The 23,420-nt window shown below is 60.8% G+C and carries 15 protein-coding genes; 2 read left to right on the forward strand and 13 right to left on the reverse strand.

Features of this window, described 5'->3' with window-relative positions:
• Window positions 1-37: 37 nt before the first annotated feature.
• Both IDH44_RS17930 and IDH44_RS17935 read right to left on the reverse strand, forming a co-directional pair.
• Window positions 38-469, reverse strand: coding sequence for a hypothetical protein (locus IDH44_RS17930; protein ID WP_190920066.1), 432 nt, complete (start codon window positions 467-469; stop codon window positions 38-40).
• A 481-nt stretch (window positions 470-950) separates the two neighbouring features.
• A complete protein-coding gene (locus IDH44_RS17935) occupies window positions 951-1,337 on the reverse strand; it encodes a (deoxy)nucleoside triphosphate pyrophosphohydrolase (protein ID WP_190920068.1) in 387 nt (128 codons plus the stop codon).
• Window positions 1,338-1,542: 205 nt separating this feature from the next.
• On the opposite strand from IDH44_RS17935, the gene IDH44_RS17940 reads away from it, so the two are divergent.
• Window positions 1,543-3,414 (forward strand): S-layer homology domain-containing protein, encoded by a 1,872-nt coding sequence (locus tag IDH44_RS17940; protein ID WP_190920070.1) that lies wholly within the window; start codon window positions 1,543-1,545, stop codon window positions 3,412-3,414.
• A gap of 154 nt (window positions 3,415-3,568) precedes the next feature.
• Here the strand turns inward: IDH44_RS17940 and IDH44_RS17945 are convergent, their stop codons facing one another.
• From IDH44_RS17945 to IDH44_RS17970, 6 genes are all read right to left on the reverse strand, one after another.
• On the reverse strand, window positions 3,569-4,213 hold the full coding sequence (locus tag IDH44_RS17945; protein ID WP_190920071.1) for a LamG domain-containing protein: 645 nt from the start codon (window positions 4,211-4,213) through the stop codon (window positions 3,569-3,571).
• A gap of 145 nt (window positions 4,214-4,358) precedes the next feature.
• Window positions 4,359-5,549: an ROK family transcriptional regulator gene (locus IDH44_RS17950; RefSeq protein WP_190920073.1), complete on the reverse strand. Its 1,191-nt coding sequence runs from the start codon at window positions 5,547-5,549 to the stop codon at window positions 4,359-4,361.
• A 22-nt stretch (window positions 5,550-5,571) separates the two neighbouring features.
• Entirely contained in the window at window positions 5,572-7,071 is a 1,500-nt protein-coding gene (locus tag IDH44_RS17955; RefSeq protein ID WP_190920074.1) for a tripartite tricarboxylate transporter permease, read from the reverse strand.
• A 22-nt stretch (window positions 7,072-7,093) separates the two neighbouring features.
• Window positions 7,094-7,693: a tripartite tricarboxylate transporter TctB family protein gene (locus IDH44_RS17960; RefSeq protein ID WP_190920076.1), complete on the reverse strand. Its 600-nt coding sequence runs from the start codon at window positions 7,691-7,693 to the stop codon at window positions 7,094-7,096.
• 3 nt (window positions 7,694-7,696) lie between these two features.
• Window positions 7,697-8,704: a tripartite tricarboxylate transporter substrate binding protein gene (locus IDH44_RS17965; protein WP_190920078.1), complete on the reverse strand. Its 1,008-nt coding sequence runs from the start codon at window positions 8,702-8,704 to the stop codon at window positions 7,697-7,699.
• Between the two features lie 46 nt (window positions 8,705-8,750).
• Window positions 8,751-10,076: a sulfatase-like hydrolase/transferase gene (locus IDH44_RS17970; protein ID WP_190920080.1), complete on the reverse strand. Its 1,326-nt coding sequence runs from the start codon at window positions 10,074-10,076 to the stop codon at window positions 8,751-8,753.
• A 291-nt stretch (window positions 10,077-10,367) separates the two neighbouring features.
• Here IDH44_RS17970 and IDH44_RS17975 point away from each other — a divergent pair, with 291 nt between their 5' ends.
• Entirely contained in the window at window positions 10,368-11,861 is a 1,494-nt protein-coding gene (locus IDH44_RS17975) for a sulfatase-like hydrolase/transferase (protein ID WP_190920081.1), read from the forward strand.
• A gap of 243 nt (window positions 11,862-12,104) precedes the next feature.
• Here the strand turns inward: IDH44_RS17975 and IDH44_RS17980 are convergent, their stop codons facing one another.
• The 5 genes from IDH44_RS17980 to IDH44_RS18000 all read right to left on the reverse strand — a co-directional run bounded on the left by IDH44_RS17980 (window position 12,105) and on the right by IDH44_RS18000 (window position 23,277).
• Entirely contained in the window at window positions 12,105-12,977 is an 873-nt protein-coding gene (locus tag IDH44_RS17980; protein WP_190920083.1) for a carbohydrate ABC transporter permease, read from the reverse strand.
• Window positions 12,978-12,987: 10 nt separating this feature from the next.
• Window positions 12,988-13,896, reverse strand: coding sequence for an ABC transporter permease (locus tag IDH44_RS17985; RefSeq protein WP_190920085.1), 909 nt, complete (start codon window positions 13,894-13,896; stop codon window positions 12,988-12,990).
• A 170-nt stretch (window positions 13,897-14,066) separates the two neighbouring features.
• Complete coding sequence (locus tag IDH44_RS17990) at window positions 14,067-18,872, reverse strand: glycosyl hydrolase family 28-related protein (protein ID WP_190920087.1); 4,806 nt, start codon at window positions 18,870-18,872, stop codon at window positions 14,067-14,069.
• A gap of 58 nt (window positions 18,873-18,930) precedes the next feature.
• Window positions 18,931-20,526, reverse strand: coding sequence for an extracellular solute-binding protein (locus IDH44_RS17995; protein WP_190920089.1), 1,596 nt, complete (start codon window positions 20,524-20,526; stop codon window positions 18,931-18,933).
• Between the two features lie 303 nt (window positions 20,527-20,829).
• Window positions 20,830-23,277 (reverse strand): helix-turn-helix domain-containing protein, encoded by a 2,448-nt coding sequence (locus IDH44_RS18000; RefSeq protein ID WP_190920091.1) that lies wholly within the window; start codon window positions 23,275-23,277, stop codon window positions 20,830-20,832.
• Between the last annotated feature and the right edge of the window lie 143 nt (window positions 23,278-23,420).

The following is a 23,420-nucleotide window of genomic DNA, read 5'->3' on the forward strand; positions in this document are numbered from 1 at the left end:
TATCACACTATGTTTCCTGTCGGTTTTACAGTATCCGTCAAAAGCGAATGATTTGCTTGGGAGTCTTACCAACTGCAACATATACAAATGCTGCGGCTTGCACCGTCAGTGTGAGCCACGCCAAATCGCATCGTTTCAAAATTATTTCCAAAGCAGGTGCCACAATTATCAGAACAATACGGATCCATCTGAATGCGCCATGCTTAATCATTTCTCGCCTTACCGCCCGTTGCCAAATAAAAACGATAAATGAGAGTGCGACCAAGCATGAAACACCAAACAATATGATGTTGAATCGAATCCAAACACTTGAATGCTCTTCAATCAACTGTACTAAACGAAAGATAAATATGAACAATCCAAAAATCACCACTATAGGAAATGATGGTTCGACGATCTTTAAAAGATAATACATCACCGGCACGTATTGACGGTCCTGCTCCTCGCGCTGGCGTCTCTGATCGATCAAGCCTTTAAATTCCTTGTAGAGCCAAACGAGCATCGTTCCAACGACTGAAATCTGTAGGGTTTCTGTGTTTTTTGGCGACCCAGCAAAAAGCCGAGGCTGACCTGAAAATAATCGGCAAACAAAACTAGCGTGGAAAAATCAGGTTCTCGATACCCACTATGAAAAACAGCCTTGACGATGCGTTGATTCACACAGAGCGGGGTACTGAAAAACTGAGCTCGGACGAAGCCATTTTTATGGAACGCTCCTTAAAGGCTTACCATGCGGCAAAAGCAAGCTGGATAGAAAACGAAGCCTAGCCCTCTATACTACAGGCTGCTCTCTCCCAGGCTTCCTCAGCCTGATCTTGCAACACTTAATCAATCATGTTCCTTCTAACGTTTATGACTGTAAAGGGCCGCCAAAGAATGGCGGCCTTTTTAGCACATCCTGGCTTCCCCCCGCTTTCAATGGCATATTTTAACAAAAACATACAAATGCCTTACACGCCCTTCATCAGCAAGGCGACAAAAGGCTTGTCCGCCGGTGCAAATGAAAAGGCCGAGAGCTCGGACGGCGCCACCCAGCGATAGTCGTCGTGATCGCGCAATTGGAGTTCGCCCGCAACCAACGTCGCACGGTAAGCGATGAGTCGAATCGCGGTGTCTCCGTAATCATGCGCATTGACTGCAAACGGCGCATACGGCGCAATCGCCAGATTCATCTCCTCCAGCAGCTCGCGCTGCAAGCAAGCCTGCGGGGATTCGCCCGGCTCCAGCTTGCCGCCCGGAAACTCCCACATGCCCGCCTGCGCTTTACCCGCTCGCCGACGCGCAATCAAGATCTGACCCTCGCCATTTTCGATAATGGCGGCTGCAACTTCGATCATATCCTGCACACCTCTCTTTTCTTTCGCTCTCCTGTCCCTATACGTTAGGGTACCATAAGATTTCGATGCCTTCACGCACCTCTTCCTTCCTCCCTGTTTCCTTAAAACGATTCTACACAAAAAATACCTCCGCCCCCCAGTCCCCTGCCATGCTATAATGCTAGTTATGTATGTTTCTACCAGACCATGGAGAGGGGTTCATATTTTGCGTAATAGATGGATTGGTCCGATAATGGGCGTCCTGCTGCTCACGGGCTGGGCTTATACACCTGCCGAAGGGGACGCAAGGGCGCAAGGCGCGGCAGTGCCGGAGAAGGCACAAGCCGCGGCGAAGACCGCCTTTGACGATGTAGCGGCGACGCATTGGGCGGCCGAAGCGATTGAGGAGATGGCCCGCGTCGAGATCATCAACGGATATGACGGCAACGTGTTTCGCCCGAGCAATCCGGTGACCCGCGAGGAATTTGCCGTCCTGCTGGCCAAGACGTTTGATCTGGAGTCTGTTACGGACGGCTCGCCAGCTCCGGCGGAGGCGACGTTCGCAGACGTCGCGCCTGGACGCTGGTCCTTCGATGCCATCGAAGCAGCCGAGCTCTACTTCCCCGGCGATGCCGAATCATCCGGCATGCCTGTATTCGAGCCGAAGGCGGAGGCAACGCGCGAGGATGTGGCGGCGGCCATCGCGCGTACGCTCGGCTATGCCGCTGCAACGCATGACGACACAGACCTGCGGGTATTCCGCGATGCCGCGGATGTCGCCCCCGGCGTGCGGGACGCCGTAGCAGCAGCCATCGCGTACGGAATTGTCGGCGGCTACGCGGACGGCACCTTCCGCCCGCAGGCGACGATCACGCGAGCCGAGACGGCCGCGATCCTGTACCGCGCCGTATTCGGCCCCCTCGAGACGGGCGCAGGCACAGCGGACGAACCCGCCGGTCGGCCAGACACCGCGATGCCCGCTGAGCTGATCACCGACTTCTCGGATGCGGACGGCTGGTACGGCACGGTCGCGCATACCGGGGACGTGAGTCGGATCGTCGAGGGCGCCTCCTCGATTATCCTGTCCACCGATGCGGACAATACCACCACCGCAGCCAGACTGACCGAAGCCGCGCTCGATCTGAGCCGAGCCCGTAATCTGATGGTGCGTCTGTATGTAGAGGATCTGGAGCGCCTATCCAAGTTCGAGGTGCGCGTCTCCGCCGACCCGGCCATGAAGGCGTATCTGCGCTTCGCGCAGACGAAGTGGCAATTGGTCGAAGGCTGGAACGAGGTGCTAATCCCGGTCGAGGCGTTCGACGCGGAGGGCGATGCCTCACTGGAGCGCGTCATGACGACGGTGCAGGTCTCGATTACCCAGCGCGGCGATCTGCCGGTAAGCGCAGTGTTCGATGCGCTCTATCGCGATTACGCCGGCAAGGGCAAGGTGATGATTCAGTTCGACGACGGCTGGTCATCAGTCTACAGCAAGGCGTTCCCGATGATGCAAGCCAAAGGATTCTCCGGCAGCTTCGGCATCGTCACCGACTTCATCGGCACGAAGAACTACGCCACGCTGGCACAGCTCGACGAGATGTACGCAGCCGGCTGGGATATGTTCAACCATACGGCTACGCATGCCAGTCTGACCGGGGTGAGCGCTGCCGAGGCAGAGGAAGAAGTGCGCGCCGCCAGGGCCTTCTTATTACGTCACCGCATGGCCCGGGGAGCCGACTATCTGGCTTATCCGTATGGCGATTACAATGAAGCGACCGTCGACATCGTCGCCCGCTACAGCCGCTACGCCCGCACCGTCACCGGAGGCTATGAGCTGGACCCTCCGATCAATCCCCATCGCCTCAAGGCGATTGAGCTGGTCAACGGCATCGAGCCAGCCGTCTACCAGGACGCAATTCGTACGGCAGCCAGAGAGGGCAGCACCGTTATCTTTTTCCTGCATCGCATTGAAGATGCCGGAGAGGCAACGAGTATGCTGCATACAGCGGATTTCCAGGCCTTCCTCGATGAGCTGGACGCGCAGCGGGGCACGGTCGACATCATGACGGTCAGTCAGTGGGCGCAGTCACTCGCACACTGAAGCCCGGCCCCGTTCGTACCGGCATTCGCACATAGACGACCGTACGAACGGGAGCCCTCTGCCACGCGGACGCATCCGCGGCGCGGTCCGGATGACGGGAGGCCGAGGCCTTGTCGCAGACACCGCGCCGATCACCGGCTTTCGCCGTCGCCTTTCACGGACCGACGATCAAGTCGTCGATCCTCCCCTCGAACCAGCGTTCGTAGCCGGCGATGCCGCGACCGATGTACAGCGGACCCGAGCCGGTGCCGGTGAGCGCCGTGTTAGCCACGCTGCCCGCCGCCACGCCATCGCGATAGAATCGGATCGCGCTGCCGTCGTGCACCGCCTGGAGACGGTACCACTGGTTGCTGTTCCAGGAGAGCGCGTCCCCCTCGTGCCAGCTCCCATTCCAGAATAGCCCGAGCTTGCCGGAGGCGGATACGCGCAATCCGTAAGGGACCGGCGCGCCTTGCATCTCCACGATCTTCTGAATCCGCGTCCCTGCATCCGCCGCAAAATTGACGCGCACATCGATCCGAATCGTCGAATCGAAGTCCAGCCCGGATACATCCGAGACTGTAACCCCGCTCGCGCTCCCGTCGAAGGCCAGCGCCCCCCCATTGTACCCGCTATCCCATACCGCGCCGCTCACCGTGCCGTCATGCCCGTTCCCCGAACGATCCGCCGCGACCGTGCTCGATCCCTCGTCGAACGTCCAGGCCGCCGCCTCGGTTGCCGACTCGAGCTTGATCTGGAACGTCTTGCCCCGAGCGCCGCCAACGGCAATGCTCAGCTTGACCTGCGGGCTTGATTGCACTTCCCATCCAATTCTTCATCATCCCTGGTCCCCTTCCTTCAATGTGCCAATCATGTTCATTTTCTTAATTTTAAGCGCTTTCAATTTAGTTGACGCTTCCGAGCCGCCGACTGTACTCGATCAGTCGGCGGCCGCTTCTATTTTTTTAGAAGAACGAGAACGTATCGTCAATGACCAGCGCCCCGGCCCCCAGCACAATCGCATTCTCCAGCTCCGACACCTCGACCGGCGTGCGCTTGCCTTTGGCACTGAGCACGCGCGCGCGGATGGTCTCCTGCACCGCTTTCGCCAGAATCGGTGTCGCCGTCCCCAGCTTGCCGCTCAGAATGATCGCCTCGGGATTAAGCAGATTCACCGCATTGGCAATTCCGATGCCGAGATAACTTCCCGCCTCCCGCATCGCCTGCTCGCACAACGCGGAGCCTTGCTCGAGTGCCAGCACAATGTCCGCGAACGCAAGCGCGTCGAGATCAGCCGGGAATCGCTCCCGCTCCTCACCCGGCGCAAGCTTGAGCTTGCGGCGGACGTTCTCCTCGATTTGGCGAATCGACACGAACGTCTCCACACAGCCATAATTGCCGCAGCTGCACCGCTCGCCGGCATAATCGATCGTCGTATGTCCGATGACGCCAGCCTCGCCGGTATCGCCGCGCAGCAGATGATCGCTGACGATCAGGCCGGAGCCGATGCCATTCTCCGCCAGCACCGTCATGAAATGCTTGCGCCCGATCCCCTTGCCGAACCACTTCTCGGCGATCGCTGCCGCATTGGCATTGTTATCCATCATGACCGGCAGATGATGGGCTTCGTGCAGCAGCCGGCGCAGCGGAATCCGCGACTGTCCGTAGAAGTCGGGAGGCGACACCTCCCCTTCTTCCGTCTCGTCGAGCGGACCCGGCACGACAACGCCGATCCCCAGCACCAGCTTAGGGGCGACGGCCGCTTCCGCGATGACCTGGTCAACCGCCCGGTGTACGAACTGCATCACCTCGCCGAACGGCATCGCCCTCGTGTCGTAGCGATGGCGGAGCGCCAGTGCATCGCCCTCCATGTTCATGATGGCCACCTTCACCCGGGAGCGACTGAGCTGGATGCCGATGGAGAAGAAGCAATCGCGGTTGAACACGAGCTGCACCGGGCGTCTGCCGCGAGCGGAAGGGACCGAGCCGTTCTCCATAATGATGCCGTCGCCGATCAGCTCCTCCGTAATGCGAGTGATCGTCGGCTGCGGAATGTTCGTCAGCGCCGAGATATCGATCCGCGAGATCGGACCTTGCTCCCGAATGACCTTGATGATACGTTTATAGTTAAGCTCCTTTACATTCACGAGGCCCATATGCATTCCCCTTCACATCTTTTCACGCTTGCTTTTGCTTATCCAATCTGCTCTGCACGTCCCGATGAATCTTGATGGAGAAGAACATGGAGACGAGCGCCAGGGCGAGGATCGCCAGCATCATTGGACGCGCCAGGAACTCGGTGACATGACCGCCCGATGAAGCCATCGACAGCAGGAAATTCTTCTCTATGATCGGCCCCAGGATCAAGCCCAGCAGCAGCGGCGGGATCGGATACGAGAAGCGCAGCATCACGAATCCGAGCACGCCGAAGATCAGCGCCACCCATACATTGAATACGTTGTTGGTCAACGCGAAGGTGCCGCAGACGACCAGCACCGTGATCACGGAGAACAGATAATGCGTCGGGATGTTCGCAACCTTGGCGATCAGCCGCGAGCCGTACCAACTGACGAGCAATACGAGGATCTCCAGGAAGAGGATGCCGATGAACAACCCCGAGACGATATCGCCAGAACGCTCGAACAGCATCGGGCCGACCTGGATGCCATGCAGAATCATCGCGCCCAGAATAATGGCCGTCCCCACATCGCCGGGAATACCGAACGTCAGCAGCGGAATCATCGCCGCCGATTCCGTACCGATCGCACCCGATTCCGCCGCCGCGACGCCGTCGAGCTCGCCCTTCCCGTACTTCTCCGGCTTCTTGGACGCGCGTACCGCTTCATTATAACTCAAGAAGGAGGCAATGACAGCGCCCGTGCCAGGCAACGCGCCGATGAAGCTGCCGATCGCGCCGCCCTTGAACATCGTCTTCAGCGAGCCGCGGATCTCCTTCCAGGTCAGGCCCTGACCGGAGAGCTGCGTGGCGGCTGCGGCACCGGAGGCGCGATGACGCATGTAGAACTGATGAAGAATGCCGGATACCGCGAACAATCCGATCAAGGCCGCGATCAAGTCAATGCCGTCGGACAAGTACGCGCTCCCGAACGTGAAGCGCTCGATGCCATTCTGCGGATCGGCGCCGAGCGTGGAGATGAAGATCCCGACGCTCGCCGCGATCAACGCCTTGCTCAGCGACTTGCCGGCGACGCCGGCGACGACCGAGATGCCGAATATACCGAGCGCGAAATATTCGGGCGGCCCGAACCGAAGCGCCACCTTCGCCAGCAGCGGCGAAAAAAGGACCAGGGCGACGATCGAGATCAGCGCGCCGACAAACGCCGAGAATGCCGACATCTGCAGCGCCTTGCGCGATTGGCCGCGCAGCGTCAGCGGATAGCCGTCGAGCGCCGCCGCCGCGCCTGCCGGCGTGCCCGGCGTATTGATCAAGATGGCCGTAATCGAGCCGCCATATACCGCGCCGAAGTGGATGCCGAGCAGGAACAGCAGCGCCTGCAGCGGCTCCATCGTGAACGTGAACGGAATCGCCAGCCCGAGCGCCATCGGATCGCTAAGCCCGGGCAGAGCCCCGATCAGGATGCCGGCCAGCACGCCGATGCACATGAACAGCAGGAGCATCGGATCGAATAACAAGTCGAATGCCGCTTGAATATGCATACTGAATTCATCTCCTTGCGAATTACCCCCACCAGCCGGACGGGAGAGGGATAGTCAGCCATTGTGAGAACGCATACCAGATGAGCAGAGAAGCAATGCCGGCACACAGGATCGCCTTGTACCAGGCGACGGTCCGCAGCAAGTAGATGACTCCGAGCATGCACAAGAAAGACGCCAGCAGGAAGCCCGCCGTATGCAATGCCAGTACATAACCCGTCAACAGAGCGATGCCGAGCGGCACCCGCCACGCGAATGCGTTTTTGGCGCCGCCCTTGCCGGTCTCCTCCGAATCGCTCCGACTTCCTGGTGTGTTTACGCTTTCGATATCATCCCGACTGTCGGAGCGGACTGTACGTTCTGCAGTGCCGGCTTGATCCGAGTCGAGCTCCGGCTTGCGCGCGGGCAGCAGCACCCCGACCAACCGCACGGCCGAGATGAGGATCATACACCAGGCCATCATCTTCGGGAACAACTGAGGCAGGGTAGAGGCCTCGCTCAAGAAGGAGCTGAACGCGTCGATTTGCGAAGGCACCAGGACGAGGATCGCCGCTCCCAGCAATCCGGGCACCAGACAATCGACGAGCACGGCCACTCTGCGTTTATCCTCCCGTTGCGCTTGCATGCGTCAACCTCCCAGCTCCGCTTTGATTGCGTCGATATTTTGCTTGTCGTCGACAATTGCCTGGACGAGCTCATCTGGCGTCTCGCCTGTGACGAGCAGATTCGTATTCGTCACGAAGGTCTGGAATTGCTCCGATTCCATCGCCTCGGCGAACCACTCCCGGAGTTGCTCCTGCAGCTCCACAGGCATACCCGCCGGTCCGTAGAGGGCGAAGGTCGCGCCTCCGACGACATCGATTCCCTGTTCCTTGAGCGTCGGCGCCTCCTCATAGTTCGAATAGCGCTCCTGCGCCGGCACGCCCAGCACCTTCACCGTCCCGGCGTCGAGCTGCGCCTCGACATTGGACAGATTGACGACCGCCACCTCCGCATTGCCGCCCAGGATCGCCGTGACGGCGGCCGGGTTGCCGTCGAACGGCAAATGCCGAATGCTCATTCCGGTCTGCTTCGCCGCCATCACCGCGAGCACGTGACCATACGTATTGACGCCCGCCGATCCGAAGCGCGGCTCGCCGCCTTGCGCTGCATAATACGTCGCCATCTCGGCCATCGTATCGTACGGCGCATCGGCGGGAGCGGCATAGATAATCTGGAAGTCGCCCACCCCGATAATCGGCGTGAAGTCATCGGGAAAGGTGAAGTCCACTTGCTGCAGCGCCGGCCGCAGACTGAGCAGCCCGCTCGGCAGCATCGCCAGCGTGTACCCGTCCGGCTCCGCATCCACCATCAGCATCGTCCCCGGCACCTGACCGCCGCCCGGGTGATTCTCCACCACGAGCGCCTGCCCCGTCAGCTCCTGGAACGCCTGCGCCATTGCGCGGGGCGCCAGATCCAGCGTACCGCCTGCCGCGGCAGGCACGATCAATTTGACTTCTTTTGCCGGATAATTCGCGGCGCCGTCCTGCCCGCCCTCCGGCGCCTTGGTCGATCCATTCGAGCTGCAAGCGACCATCCCCAGCATCAGCGCGCCGGCCGCCACGGTCATCCCCAACTTGTGCAATACCCTTTTCATTTGAATTCCCCCTAGAATGAATGGTAATCGTGCAGCCTTGCTTGTTTTACGTTCGGTCCGCCGCACCTGCAGCCGGGTCCGCCTGCAGCCTGGCGTACCACGCCTCCGCCTGCGCTTGCAATTCGGCGGCCAGATCGGGGTATTGTGCGGCCAGATTGTGCCGCTCACCCGGATCGGCGGCCAGATCGGACAGATGCACGCGGTCCGGCTGGGTCCGATTCATGTCGAGCATCCCGCCCAGGACCAGCTTCCAATTGCCCCTGCGTACCGCGAGCTGACCGTTGTATTCCCAGTACACCTCCTCGTGCGGCGACGGTGCATCGCCCTTCATCATCGTCGTCAGGCGCCGCCCGTCGAAGACGACGTCAGGCCCCGGGTCGATGCCGGTCAGCTCCAGCAGCGTCGGCACCAGATCCTTCATCATCCCCAGCTCGTGGTTCACCTGTCCCTGTGGCAGCGCGGCCGGATAACGGATCAACGCCGGCTCGCGGATCCCCCCCTCGAACAGGCTGCCCTTGTGCCCGCGGAATCGCCCCGCGCTCCCGCCATAATACAGATCCTCGGTGCCATCCAGCCAATTGCGCGCTTCGGTTGACGGGCCGTTGTCGCTGGAGAAGAATACAATCGTATCTTCACCCATTCCCGCCTCCCGAAGCGCGTCCATGATCTCGCCTACCCCGTCATCGACAGCGGCCATCATCGCCGCCATGATCCTGCGATCCCACGGCAGGTCGGGGAAGCGGTCGAGATACCGCTGCGGCGCATGCATCGGATAATGCGGCGCGTTGTAGGCGACGTACATCAGGAACGGCTCATCGCCATGCGTACGGATATACGAGGTCGCCTTGTCCGTGATGATCTCCGTCATGTAGCGTCCGTCGTTCCAGACCTCCTCGCCATTGTGCCACAGATCGTGCACCGGATTGACGCCCTTGGCCTGCGCCCAATAGAAGATATGGGAGTAATAATCGATGCAGCCAGAGTGGAAGCCGTAGAATTCCTCGAAGCCGTGCGCATTGGGCACGTCGTCCGGCGTCGAGCCGAGATGCCACTTGCCGAATGCTGCGGTGCGATAGCCGTTATCCTGCAGCAAGCCGGCAATCGTCGGCACCTGGCTCGACAGACCCGCGGTACCTCGCTTGCCGATCAGGATCTGATCCACGCCCGTCCGGGCCGGATACAGGCCGGTCAGCAGCGCCGCCCGCGAGGGCGAGCAGACCGGAGAGTCCGAGTGCCAATCCGTGAAGCGTACCCCTTCCTCCGCCAGGCGGTCGATGTGCGGCGTTCGCGCCGTATCCGAACCGTAGCAGCCCAGATCGCCGTACCCCAAGTCGTCGCAATAAAAAATGAGCACATTCGGTTTTTTGTTCATCCTTAACATCACTTCTTTCTTCGGTAGCGCTTTCATGTTGAAAATCAGGTCTAGCATAACACGCCCGTAATTTAATTTCAATATAAAATTAAAAAATGTAATTTCTTTTTTAATTTCAATTTCAACAAATAAAATCCTCTTTAAAACAAGGATATCTTTCGTTTTCGACGATTAATCCAGATTTTTGTTTTATTTATTTTTAAATTGAAATTATATAGATCATTTGCTATATTAGGCTCATCGGGTATTTTCGTAACCTGGACACTTAGCGAAGAGAGGGAGCAATCATTCATGGATAATGTTTTGTTTATTTTAACCGACCAGCAACGGACCGACACGATGGGGAGTTATGGGGGGAGCGTATGCCGCACACCAAATCTGGATGCGCTTTCAGAAGATAGCGTCGTGTTTACCAACGCCTATACGAGCTGTCCGATTTGCACGCCGGCGCGGGCCTCGCTGCAGAGTGGCTACTATCCGTTCAACGTCGGAATGCAGTCGAATATGTACGGCTCCAACTGCCTGATTCGCGAACTGCCGGACGATCCCGGTCTCTTGAGCCGCCAGCTTGTGCAGCAGGGTTACAGCGCCGGCTACACCGGCAAGTGGCATCTGGGCCACGGCAAATCCATCCTCGATACGGAGGATTTCCGCCGCTATGGCAAGCGCACGATTCAGTTCCCGGAATTCCAGCACGGTATCCGCAGCCTGCCGACCGACCTCGGCTACGAGGGAGACGACTTCCCCGGCCACGGCGACGGCGGACACGGTTATCCGCAATACGCCGATTACTTGGCGGAGAACGGCCTCAGCTTCGAGACCGTCAACACATTGTCGGGCAACTTCGACGTGCACACCGCCGCCGAGGTCGTCTCGCCGATCGAATCGACCGTCGATTATTACTTGACCGAACGCGCCATACATTACATTGACCGCTTCCGTCGTCGGCAACGGCCGTTCTTTTTTGCGCTCAACTTCTGGGGGCCGCACGAGCCGTACCTCGCGCCGACCAAGCATCTCGACACGTACCGCGACATGAAGCTGGAACCGTGGCCGAATTTCCACGATGACGGAGAGGGCAAGCCGTCCATTCACCGCGCGCGCATGGCCAATTCGCAAGAATGGGAGGCGTTCGAGCCGTATGTCAAGCATTATTACGGCGCAATGAGCGCCATCGACGAGCAGATCGGCCGCCTCATCGCCTATCTCAAGGCGCATGATCTCTACGACAACACGACAATCATCTTCTCCTCCGATCACGGGGAGTCGCTCGGCATTCATGGCGGCCTGAGCGACAAGGCGTTCTTCATGTACGAGGAGACCTGCCGCATCCCGCTGCTCGTCAAGCCGGCCGGTCAGCGGCATGCCACGCGCGAGGAGAGCCGCTTCGTCAACTCCTGCGACATTCACGCCACCATCCTGGACATGGCCGGGGTGGCGCGGGACGCAGCCGAGCAGCGTGACGGCCGTTCTTTTGTACCGCTGCTGCGCGGCGAAGACATCGCCGATTGGCCCGACTGCGCCGTGACGGAATGCTCCGGCCTGGAGAATGTCATGTTCACCCAGCGTATGATTCGCTACAAGCACTACAAGTATGTATTCAATTGCGGCGATACCGACGAGCTCTACGACCTGCAGCGCGATCCGCATGAATTGCACAATCTCGTCCAAGAGCCGGACTGCGCCGACACATTGGCCCAATTGCGAGGCAAGCTCGCCGAATGGATGGCCGCGCATCAAGACGGTCTGCTCAAGCTGTTCAAGCGCATGCGCAGCGTCGCCTAGAGCGAGCGTGTCGGCGCCGGTGACGCGGCGGCCCTGCTCCAGCACGACGATCTGAGAGGGTGTGCAAGCCATACACCGCGTGCAGGAAGCTGCGCGCGGTGCGGAAATGTGCAGGGCGGAACAACCAACGATCCCGTTCAACTACATCTAACGGGAATAGGAGCTGATGACCGCTGGAGCATTGACACGAATTCCCGGCCAGCCAGCCCAGCCGATCGGGCCGCCTCTCCCTCTCCCTGTCCCTCAGCCCTTCACCGAGCCGACCATGACGCCCTTCTCGAAATACCTGAGCATGAATGGATACAAGAGCAGCATCGGCGTGATGGATACGATGATCGACGCCATCTTCAGACTCTCCGGCGTCGGCGGCTCCTCGGACAGCGCGATGTCCGCGAACGAGTCCTGACGGTCCTCGATCAGGATCTCCTGCAGGATCTGCTGCAGGACGAACTTGCTGCGGTCCGTGACGTACAGCAGATTGTCCATGAACATATTCAGATGCGCGACGAGGTTCCACAGTCCGATCGTGGCGACGACGGGAATCGTCAGCGGCAGGATGACGCGGTAGAGCGTCTTGAGCTCGCTGGCGCCGTCGATTCGCGCCGCCTCCTCCAGCTCGCGAGGAATCGAGCGGAAGAAGGTGATCATCACCAGCACATGAAAGGCGTTCGCCATATGCAGCACGATATAGACGCCGCGCGTATTGAGGATGTCCAGCTCCTTAAGCAGCAGATACGTCGGAATGATGCCGCCCTCGAACAGCATCGTGAACAGAATTAGCAGCAAGAACATCCGCTTAAGCGGAAAATACGACTTGGAGAGCGGATAAGCCGCCAGGATCGTCACCGTCAGCGCGGCCGCCGTGCCGAGGACCATCCGGAACAGCGTATTGCCATAGGCCCGCCACAGGCTGGTCGCATCGAGAATTTGCGCGTAGGCCTCCAGGCTGACCGAGCGCGGGTAGAAATGAAAGCCTGCCCGCAGCGCCTCCCCGCGGTCGCTGAACGAGATCGATAGCACATGCAGAAAGGGATAGAAAATCATCACAACCGAACAGGCCAAAACGACATATAGCAGCACATCGAAAAATTTCTCGCCTCTGGATTTTGTAATCATTACCGGCCTCCTACCACAGTCCCTGCTCGCCGCCGCTCAGTCTGCGCGCCGCATAATTGGCAAGCAGCACGAGCGCCAGCCCGATCACCGAACGGAACATACCGATCGCCGCGGTGTAGCTGTACTGGAATTGCTCCAGTCCGACCCGGTAGACGTAGGTGTCGAATACATCCCCGGTCTCGAAGTTGAGCGGATTGAGAAAATTGTACACCTGCTCGAAATTCATGCTCATGAAGCCGCCCAGGTTCAGAATGAACATGATCGTAATCGTCGGCAGCAGCGAAGGCAGCGTAATGTGCAGGATGCGTTGCCATCGCTTGGCCCCGTCCACGGTCGCCGCTTCGTACAGCTGCGGGTCGATCGCAGACAATGCGGCAAAAAAGATGATCGAGTTCCATCCGGTCTCCTTGAGTAGCATCGAGACGACGAGCACCGGCCGGAAATACCCGGCCTCGCCCATGAAGAAGATCGGATCGCCGCCGAACCACTGAATGATGTAATTGACGACGCCGGCGCTCGGCGACAGGAAATAAATGAACAGGCCGGAGATGATGACCCAGGAAATAAAATGCGGCAAATACGTCGTCGTCTGCACGAGCCGCTGAAACCAGCGGTGGCGTACTTCGTTGAGCATCACGGCCAGTACGATCGGCGCCGGAAACACGAGCAGCACATAATAGAGGTTAATAATCAGCGTATTGCGAAAAATGCGATAAAAATTCGGATCTGCGATCAATCGTCGAAAATGCTCCAGCCCGGCCCAGGGACTGCCCAGGATGCCGTCCGAAATATTGAAATTTTTGAACGCAATGATCAGGCCGTACATCGGCCCGTAGCGGAATAGCCCGAAAAACACGAGCGCAACAAGCAGCATCGCGGTCAGCTCTTTGTGCCGCCAAAAGCTTCTTAAAACCAGCATGGTCTTCCCTCCAACTCCCTCGGTAAAGCAGAGCCGCCTGCCAGACGGCTCCCACACTTCGTCATGCGCATGCAGCCATGCTACAGCGCGTGCCAGCTAACATCCGGCCTTCGCCACCATCCGCGTGAGCGACGGGCGCGGCTCGGGGAGACGCCGCCGGCTGTCTTCCCTCACTCGTCAATTGTCATCACCTTGAGATTGTCGAATTCCACCGCGCCATCCCAGCGGTCCGCATAGAACTGGGCGGTGATCGTCGTCAGCTGCGAGTCCGCCAGCTCGAACACCTGCTGTCCGCTATCCAGCCCGAGCCGTTCGCCGTCCAGATCGACCACGTATTCCCCCGCGTCCAGGTCCAGGACGAGCTTCACGTGGCGCCACTGGCCCACCGTGCTCGTGTACGGCGATGCCTTCTTCCAGTCGACCCAGTAATGGCCGTAAGCGGAGAACAGCCCCTTGAACGAGATCGGTCCGTCGCCCGGAAACAGCGCAAAATGCAGCTGTGAATTGCCGGTATGCCGCACATCCCAGCTCATCTCGACCACACCGCTGTCGATTGCCTGCGGCAAAGCAAAGCTGACGCGCGGCTCTCGCCCATTGCCCGCCGAGGAAATGCGCAGCGCATGATCATAGCGGTCTTCCGTCCCGGCTATTGTAATCAGATCGCCGTCCCCGCTGCTGACGCTGTAACCTGGCGGCAGCGCGCCGGCCAAGGTCGCATTGTAATCCTCCTCCAGCACCGCCGTGCGTCCGGCGCTGCCGGTCGTGAAGACTGCCGGCTGACGCCCCGTCTCCCAGCTGTCCGCGCCCGCATGCGCCCGCACCTGCCAATAGTAGGTCGTGTGCGGCAGCAGCGAGCTGCCGCTCAAGGCGTAGCTGTCCCCTGTGAGACCGCTCAGCTCCGCGACCGGGCTGCTCAGGTCCTCGTCGTCATCGACGATCAGCGTATACGTATCCGCGCTGTCAATCGCCATCCAGTGGAAGGTCGGCTGCACGAGCACCTCCTGCGCACCGGACTGCGGCGTCAAGGCAATCGGCGCTTCGCGCGTGAAGTGCACCGCGTATTCGGTCTCTACTTCGGTCTCTACGGCGGTCAGCCCCGCGCCGGACGGACCGGCCACGACGAAGCGGACCGCATCGCCCTGCCGCACCTGGTACACACTGTCGATTACCGACTGCTCCGCCAGTGCAGACGAGGCGAGCACGCTGCCGTTCACTTCGAGGCGCCATGCACTGCCATGCGGCAGCGACGTGCCAGACGAACGGATCACGCCGTACAGACGCGCCTCGCCGTCATACGGCGCTTCCCACTGGCGAATCGCCTCGGAGGCGTCGCTGCCGTCGATCGCTGCCGTATGCCGGGTGAGGATGACCGAGTCGTCCGCATTGCGCCACGCATCGGCGTTGTACGTCAGCTCGCCGTCCGCATCCCGATAGGACCAGCCCCCCTCTCCCTGCTCGCTGCTGTAATCGAGCGAGGAAGAGGCGATGCCCGCGCCGCCGAATCCGGCGATTGCGGCCCCCGGCTCGCCTTGCCACGCTTGCGCGGTCCATGCCGCGACGCGGTAGTCGTACAGCTCGCCCGGCGCGGCCGCCGCATCCGCATACGTCGTCGCCGTCAGCGGCTGCGCGTTGAGCAGTGCATAGTCCTGCGCGCCGTAAATGCTGCGGAACACATTATAGCCTTCCGCACCGTACACCGCATCCCAGACGAGCTCGGCATAGTCGGACTGCGGCATCATCTTCACAGACGCCGGCGGCTGGGGCAGCTCGAGCTCCTCGATCACGGTGCCGCTGCCCGCGTCGCTGTATCGCCAGGCGACGCCGGCGAGCCGATTGTGGCGCAGCAGCGTATCCCGGGCGTTGACGGTCACGTCGATCGGGGTCGTCGCCGCGTTGGCCTCGATCAGCGTCTCCCGCACATTCGCCGACGGATCCTGGATCGAATTCAGCCGCATGCCCACGCTGGCGGACGTATTGCCGCGCAGCGTGTTGCCCATGGCAATGACCGCGTCGCGCGGGTTGCGCCCGATGCCGTATTCGGAATATCCGATGCGCACGCTCGGCGCGACGGTGTGCTGGATCGTATTGTAGTAGGCCGCGCCGTATTGATTCGGATTGCCGCTGTGGTCCAGTGCGGTAATGCCGGCGCCGCCCTGCTCCGCCTCGTTGCCGTCGAGCACATTGTCGATCACATTGCCCCACAGCAGGAAGCTGTTGCCCTTGTTGTGCGCCGCCGTATTGCCGACGACGAGATTGTGCGCGTGGAAGCGGGCGACGACGAGCTTGGACGTATAGTTCGGCGCCAGCTCCCACGGCCGGTCGACGACGAGCGTATCGTGGTCGTTGCTGACGACCTTGCGATATTGGCCTCGGCCCTTGCCGTCCACGATCAGCACGTACAGCTGCGCCATCTGGTCCGTCGTCCAGCTCACGTCCGCCACCGTCACCTCGCTGCCGCTCGCCTCGCTCACATCGCCGAAGTAGTGGGTATTCGGGAAGCTGCTGTCGCCGAGATTGTCGAACAGCACGTATTCGCCGTCATTGGTCGGGTACACCTCGTTGCCGACGTACGTGATGACATTGTGCGCCACGTAGTTCATTTCATTGGGGCCGATGCCAGTCTGGTCGGTGCCGTAGTTGAACGTGATGCCCCGGTTCGCCTCGCGCTTGCCGTCCGTATTGCGCCCGTCGATCGTGTTGCCCTCGACGATATTGCGCGACGAACCGCTAAAGACGATCGGCGTATACCTGCGCACCTGCACCGTATTGCCTTGAATCCGGCTATACGTCAAGCGGTCGAAGTTAATCGCATTGTAACCGTCGAACGCATTGTCCTCTACGGTGATGCGCTTCAGCTGAGCGGCTCCGCTGCCATAGACTCCGCCGAAATAGCCCTTGATCCCGGTCGTTGGAAAATGCGTGTTCAGCTTGTTGCCCCGCACGACGACGTCCGAGGCGCCATTCGCGATGACGATGCCCCGATCGACGCTGACGCTGCCGGTCAGCTCCAGGCCTGTGAGCGCCGTGTGCGCGGCCAGCTCGACCATCGCCGGGCCGAGTCCGCCGCCCGCCGGGCCGATCGGACCGGTGTCGGCATAACGGATGCGGGAGAGATGCGCGCCGCTGCCGTCTCTGCCCGCTCCGGCCAGCTCCACGCCGGCGTCGACGGCTAGCGTATCGTCGATCAGGTATTCACCGGCCGGGACCAGCACGCGCCCCCCTCCGGCCGCCGCTGCTGTGTCCAGCGCCGTCTGAATCGCGAGCGTGTCAGAGGCGGCATCGTCCGCCACCGCGCCGTAATCGGTGATGGCATAGGTCGCGGCCGGTGCCGGCTCGTCGACGACGGTCAGCGTCTGCACCTCGCCCCACCCGTAGGCGCCGCCATGTCCGCTATGCACCCAGACGCCGTATTCGCCGGGCGGCAGCGTCTGAGGCAGCTCGAATTCGAGCGAATAGGGGCTCACCGCGTCCAGCTCCATCGCGTACACCGCGCCGGACACGCTGTGCAGATACACATGCGAGACGCTGTCGCCGTTCGCATGCGACAGATTGCGGCCGATCACCCGCACCTCGCGGGCGCCGGCCAGATTGACGCGGTCGGGCGAGGCGTAATAGACAGTCGGCCGGTTCAGCAGCCGCACCTCGCCGCGCTTGCTCCCGTTGACCGCCCATAGCGCATAGGCGCCCCATTCGTCCGCTGCCGGCATGACGGCGCGCAGCACGCGCTCGTCTACAGCCTCGGCGTCGATCTCCGCCGCCCCGGCAGGGTCGATCGCCTCCGGATCCGCGGACGCTGTGCCGACCGCCGCTGCGATCGTCGCCTCGTCCCAGTCCGGCAGCCGCTTGAGCAGCAGCGTATCGCCGTCCAGCCGCTCGCCGAATACCTGCACCGTCTGGCCGGGGCCGACCGCATGCGGCGCCGTCTCGAAGACGACCGGCACGCGGTCCCCGCTCGCATCGAGCTGCGTGCGCAGCCCGTAGATCTGGCCCGACTCCCATGCCTCGCCGTCTTGCTCGGCGACGACCTTCCAGTAATAGGCCGTGTCATAGTCCAGCGCCTGTCCGGATGTCAGCGTGTAGGTGGGCTCTGTGATCCCTGCGATCGTGCGGCTGACCTCGCTGAAGTCCGGCGTACGGGCGACGATCAGCGTATAGCTGTCCGCGCCGGCATCGCGCCAGACGAAGGTCGGCGTGTCCGACACGTCCTCGGCCAGATGGGCGGGACTGATCGGCTGCGGCAGCTCGCGGGCATATCGGATCTCCAGATTGTCCACGTAATAGGCGCCCAGCTGATAGCCGTTGTCCGAGCCGCCGCGGCCGAACCGATTGTAGATCGCGAAGCGCTCAATTGCAGCGTCCGTCCGGAACGCCGTCGGCCCCTTCGTAATCGGCACGCCGTCGATCGCCAGCTCGAAGGTCCGAGCCGTCAGGTCGGCAGTGAGCGTGTAGCTGTACCAGCGATTGGCCTGATTCGTCCCGACCTCCTGGTAGGTCGGGTTCATCGTATAGTGGCGGTTGTGATCGACGAAGACGAGCGCCGGCGTATTGCCGAAGTTCATGTCCTCGCCGAGCCCGTACACGATGAACCGCTGGCCGGGCTCCCGGTACACGTCGAACGTCACGGTCAGCGCGCCGCTCGTCAGCGCCCCGCCAAAGTCGTAGACGATGCCGGGGCTGCCCTCGGTGCCCGTCGCCTCCCGGTTCAGCTTCACGACCCGGTTGCCCGCCAGCTCCGCCACCTCGACCGTCGAGCGCGTCCCCTGAATGTACGGGATCAATCCTGGCGGCAGCGCGGCGCCGAGCGGCGCGCTCTCGAAGTCTTCACTGAACAGCACCTCTTCCGCAGCAGCGCCGCTGCCTTCCGCGTCCGCATAGGCACGCGGCGCGGATTGTCCGATGTAACCTGTCGGCATGAGCAGGCCGATCGTCATGACCAGGCCGAGCAGCTGCGCCGTTGCACGCTTCACGATTCGCATGACACCTCTCCTTTTTTAACGTGACTGGATCGATTGTGCCTCCGAGTACCCTTCTGCTTCACGCTCCGAGCTGCAGCTCGGCATAGAGCGCGTTGGCTTCCTCGGTCAGCACGCTGCCGCCCTTGGCGTACCATTCCTCGACGAAGGCGTCGAAGGCGTCCAGCTCCTTCTGTCCGGTGATGATCTCCGCATAGGTGCGCTGCATGAGCAGGGTCAGATCCTCATTGTATTGTCCTCCGGAGGGCAAGGCGGAGAAGTAGAGCGCATCGGTCCATTGGTCGCCCGAACTGTAGGCGTCGATCGCTTCCACCATCTGCGGATTCATCATTCGCTCGCGCATCGCGATCTCCTGGATCGAGCCGAAGGCGAACAAGCCCGCGCCCATCTGGTAGCGGCCCTCCGCCTTTTCGTAGCCGGGCAGGTACTCGATCGGCCCGCTGTCGCCTTCGATGTATTGCCACTGCTCGCCCTCATAGCCGCTGCTCGCGAGCCGGTGGAGCGCTTCGTCGGTGCTCTGATCGCGCATGATCGTCAGGATGCGCGCCAGCTTCTCCGGCTCCTCCTGCAGCTGCTTGCCGAACACGATATAGTTGCTCTTGGAGCCCCAGCTCCACGAGCCGTGCCCGCCCGGACCCGTAGGATTGACGCCCGGCGCCAGCTCGGCATCCGGATTGAGCGCGAGCATCTCTGCAGTGGTCGGGGCGCTGTCGCTGTACAGCCGACTCACGGTCTCCTCGATCACGCCGATGCGGCCGTTGTAGAGCTTGGTCCGGTAATTATCCTGCGTATCCGTGATGAATTCGGGATCGATGACCTTGTCCGCGTACCATTGGCGCAGCAGCGCCAGCGCTTCCTTGGCCTCCGGCATGACGGATCCGTTGACGATCTCGCCATCGCGCGCATGCCACATCGTCGGCTCGATGCCATAGGCGCCGAAGATGCTGTAGAAGCCGGACGACCAGGTCGTCGTCATCGTCCCGGTCAGGCCGTACGTGTCGTCCCGGCCGTTGCCGTCGGGGTCTTCCCGGGTGAACGCGTAGACCGCCGCTTCGAATTCCTCCAGCGTCTCGGGCACCTTGGCAATGCCAACCTGATCCAGCCAATCTTTGCGCCACAGCATGGCGAAATCGTAATTGCGCTTGGTCACGAACATCGGCACGGCCCAGAGCTGATCGTCAAAGGTCGCCGGACCCGTCAGCTGCGCGTCCACCGCCTGCAAATCGCGATAATACTCGGGCAGCTTCTCCTCGAGCATCGACGGCTCAATCGGCATTAGCAGGCCCTGTGCCTGGTACGCCGCGACATCCTTCGGATCGCCGAGCGTAAAGACGTCGGGAATTTCCCCGCTGGCAATGCTCGCATCGGTAATCTTCACCGGCTTGATTTGAATATTGTAGCGTTCCTCCAGTTCCTGCTGCACCGGCGTATCGCTCACGACCCCTGCCGCGGCGAAATGGATGCCCCACGTCACCTCGATCGGCGCTTCCTCCTCCGCCGAGTCTGCCTGCCCGCTGTCCCCGCTTCCAGACGTCACGGCTCCTTCTCCTTGTGCCGAAGGGCTGTTGCCCTCGCCCGAGCAGCCGTACAGGGCAGCAGACATGAGCAGCAGCAACAGCGCCGCCCATTTCCATCCGTGCTTCTTGTTGTGGTACATGTCCTGTTCCCCCTCATTTATCATGGTTATCTTGGTGTGAGCGCCCCACCGCTCAAGGCCTACTATACGAATTTTGTATCCGCTTACACAATAGTGTTTTTGCGTTTTTCCGCCGCTTTCGGATAAAACAAGACCGGTCGCGGCAGTCGCTTTTCCGCTTTTTTTGGCTTTTCCGGTTTTTTATCGGCTTGGCGCACGGGAAAAACGCCCGTTGGTCCGACTCACAAGCAAGCCGTACCAACGGGCGAAGCCGTCGCCGCAAATTACCGCAATCCCCGATTCTGCGAACACCGCGCCGCCAGATCACCCTTCACTGTGATGCATGCGGCGAAACCCGCCCGGCGTATAGCCGGTTTTGGACTTGAACAGCTTGGTGAAGTAGCTGACTGTATTGTATCCGACCTCGCGGCAGATCTCCTCCACGACGAGATCGGTGCTGATCAGCAGTCGTTTGGCCGCATTGATTTTCAGATCCATCAAGTATTCGTTGAGCGTCCTGCCCGTCTTGTCCTTGAACAGACGGCCGACGTAGGAAACGCTTAATTGCACGTGCTCGGCGATTGCGTCCAGCGAAATATTGCGGTTGTAGTGCTCCTCCATGAAGCGAATTACCCGCTCCATCGTCTCCTCGTGAATGCGGGCGGCCTTGTCAGCGTAATACGTCATGATCCGCTCGGCCAGTCTCGTCAGGTACGCCTGCATCTCCTGCAGCGTGTGCACGCTGGAGATATCCTCGATTCCATGCGTCGGACCGCCGAGCACGACATCGATCGACTCGCCTGTCGCGGTTACCGACTTGATCATCTCGCCGCTGAACTGATAGAACAGATGGCGAATGTTGGTCTCGCTCAGCTTCTTGTCCCGGATGACCCGGACCAGTCCATCGAGAATCGGCGGCACGCCCGCCCGGTCGCCCTGCTTCAATCGGTCGATCAGCTGCTTCTCCAGCTCGTAGGGGTAATAATAAGGCGCCTCCCCGCTGTCCCAGGCCACGATTGCGGCATAGAGCAGAATTTCGCCTTTGCCGACATAGATCTTTTGCTGCACCGCGCGCTCGGCCTCGCGATAGGCCGTCTCCAGCCCCGGGAGCCCTTCATGAATGGCGCTAACGCCGATCGTCACGCTGATGCCGTGCGCAGAGGCGGCATAGCTGCGTATGCGCTGGGCCGCCTCTGCGCCTGCGTCCGTAGCCTCCTTCTCCAGCTCGTGCACGAGCACGAGCTGATCCTCGTCCTTGACCAGCACTTCGCCCCCGCTCATCGCGCCGATCTCCTCCGCCATGCGATACCGCAGCAGGTGCAGCGGCATGCGGTCCCCGCGTGCCGTCCACTGTCCGGCCTCGTCGATCTCGATGAGCAGCAGCGCGAATCGGCCCAGCGGCCGCACCTCCAAAAAGGCGTCATAATCGACATCCGCTTCCCGATCATGACGGAAGCCGTAGCCCCGCAGCCAGTCCAGTAAATACTTTTCCTTAAATGCCGACTTGTTGCGCTGCAGCACACGCTCGATGCTCTCCTTTTTTTCCACCAGTCGGGCATGCCGGCTCGTCATGTGCTCGTAAGCCGATTGAATATAACTGGCCTCGTCCTCGCCCGCAGCGGGGGCCTTGCCCCATCCCTTCAGATGCTCGATTGCCGTACGGAGCGGGCGGTAAATGCGGCGCGACAGGAACAGGGCGACCAGCGTCGCTGCCGCGATGTAGAACAGCGCCACCATCAATACGACCCACTTGATATTCTCCACCTGATTGAGCAGCGCCTTCTCCGGCGTCAGCAGCACGTACTTCCAATCCGTCACATCCGACACCGCATACGATTCGATCGTATTCTCGCCGCCGATGTTCACATGCGCTTGCCCGCCCCCGTCCTGGTAGACATGCGCCAGCTCCACATACGCGCGGCTCAGCCCTCCCGTCAGCGGCAGCACCGCGCGATTGTCGGCGCCCAATACGAGCGATTCGCCGAACGCCGCATTGCGATCGCCCAGCGCATCTGCGAACAGCAGGCTCCGATCGAGATTGATGATCAACGCGCCCTTGGGCTCGCCCAGCAGCGGGATCGGCTGCACGTGGGTGATGACGGCGCCGGCCGCATCCGGTTCCACCGGCACAGCGGGCGGCCCCTGGCGTCCGGCTGTCGCAGCCTGCGCGGAGGACGCCGCCGGCCCGGAGAGCGCCATCGACGCAGCCGGCAGCTTCGGCGCAGCGGGCAGCATCGGCCCGGGGGCCGGCTCCGCCTCCCCGGCTGCCTCCTGCCCTTCCGGCCCCTTCACCCGGTTGACGACCCATTGCACGCCGCCCTCTGCCCGGTCTTCGACATAGGGCAGCCAGGAGCGGTCCGCGAATTCGCCCAGCGGCTGGGCGGTACTGGACGAGGTGAGCACCTGCTGCAGATCGGCATAGTACAGGTAGATGGATTCGATATAGGGATAGAGCGATTTTTGTTGTTCGAGATAACGCGTGAGGTCGATCAGGGAGCCGACCGCCAGATCGTCCCCCCACTTCGCGAACATATACGACTGCGTCATCGTCATATTCACGGCCAGATCGCGCACCGCGGAGAGCTCCTTGTCAATCAGCGATTTTTGCTGATCCAGGATGTAGCGGTTGTAGGATTTGGCGTTGTCAAAGTTGTTATTCACCGCGATGGAATAGGTCACCGTCGAAATGAGCACCACACTGCACAAAATAATGCCCAACGCCAGCAGCACGATTTTCACATATAGACTCGGCTTGCGCATGCTTGGAATCATAATACGCTCCTCCTTGCTCGATCATGGTCCGAAGACGATGTGGGGATCGTCTACGCGGCTAATTTCACGGTTTATGTAAGCGCTTACTATATAATCGATTCCAATTCATTCTTTCTTAAAGTTTATCGCATCGCAATGGGCTT

It is taken from the genome of Paenibacillus sabuli (genome assembly GCF_014705605.1).
Lineage (GTDB): Bacteria > Bacillota > Bacilli > Paenibacillales > Paenibacillaceae > Paenibacillus_D > Paenibacillus_D sabuli.

What these genes read in the sequence shown, in the direction of transcription:
- IDH44_RS17950 (WP_190920073.1), bottom strand. Translation starts at nt 5,549, where the DNA reads ATGGGCCTCGTGAATGTAAAGGAGCTTAACTATAAACGTATCATCAAG.
- IDH44_RS17990 (WP_190920087.1), bottom strand. Translation starts at nt 18,872, where the DNA reads ATGCGAATCGTGAAGCGTGCAACGGCGCAGCTGCTCGGCCTGGTCATG.
- IDH44_RS17975 (WP_190920081.1), top strand. Translation starts at nt 10,368, where the DNA reads ATGGATAATGTTTTGTTTATTTTAACCGACCAGCAACGGACCGACACG.
- IDH44_RS17935 (WP_190920068.1), bottom strand. Translation starts at nt 1,337, where the DNA reads ATGATCGAAGTTGCAGCCGCCATTATCGAAAATGGCGAGGGTCAGATC.
- IDH44_RS17960 (WP_190920076.1), bottom strand. Translation starts at nt 7,693, where the DNA reads ATGCAAGCGCAACGGGAGGATAAACGCAGAGTGGCCGTGCTCGTCGAT.
- IDH44_RS17980 (WP_190920083.1), bottom strand. Translation starts at nt 12,977, where the DNA reads ATGATTACAAAATCCAGAGGCGAGAAATTTTTCGATGTGCTGCTATAT.
- IDH44_RS18000 (WP_190920091.1), bottom strand. Translation starts at nt 23,277, where the DNA reads ATGATTCCAAGCATGCGCAAGCCGAGTCTATATGTGAAAATCGTGCTG.
- IDH44_RS17995 (WP_190920089.1), bottom strand. Translation starts at nt 20,526, where the DNA reads ATGTACCACAACAAGAAGCACGGATGGAAATGGGCGGCGCTGTTGCTG.
- IDH44_RS17965 (WP_190920078.1), bottom strand. Translation starts at nt 8,704, where the DNA reads ATGAAAAGGGTATTGCACAAGTTGGGGATGACCGTGGCGGCCGGCGCG.
- IDH44_RS17985 (WP_190920085.1), bottom strand. Translation starts at nt 13,896, where the DNA reads ATGCTGGTTTTAAGAAGCTTTTGGCGGCACAAAGAGCTGACCGCGATG.
- IDH44_RS17970 (WP_190920080.1), bottom strand. Translation starts at nt 10,076, where the DNA reads ATGAACAAAAAACCGAATGTGCTCATTTTTTATTGCGACGACTTGGGG.
- IDH44_RS17955 (WP_190920074.1), bottom strand. Translation starts at nt 7,071, where the DNA reads ATGCATATTCAAGCGGCATTCGACTTGTTATTCGATCCGATGCTCCTG.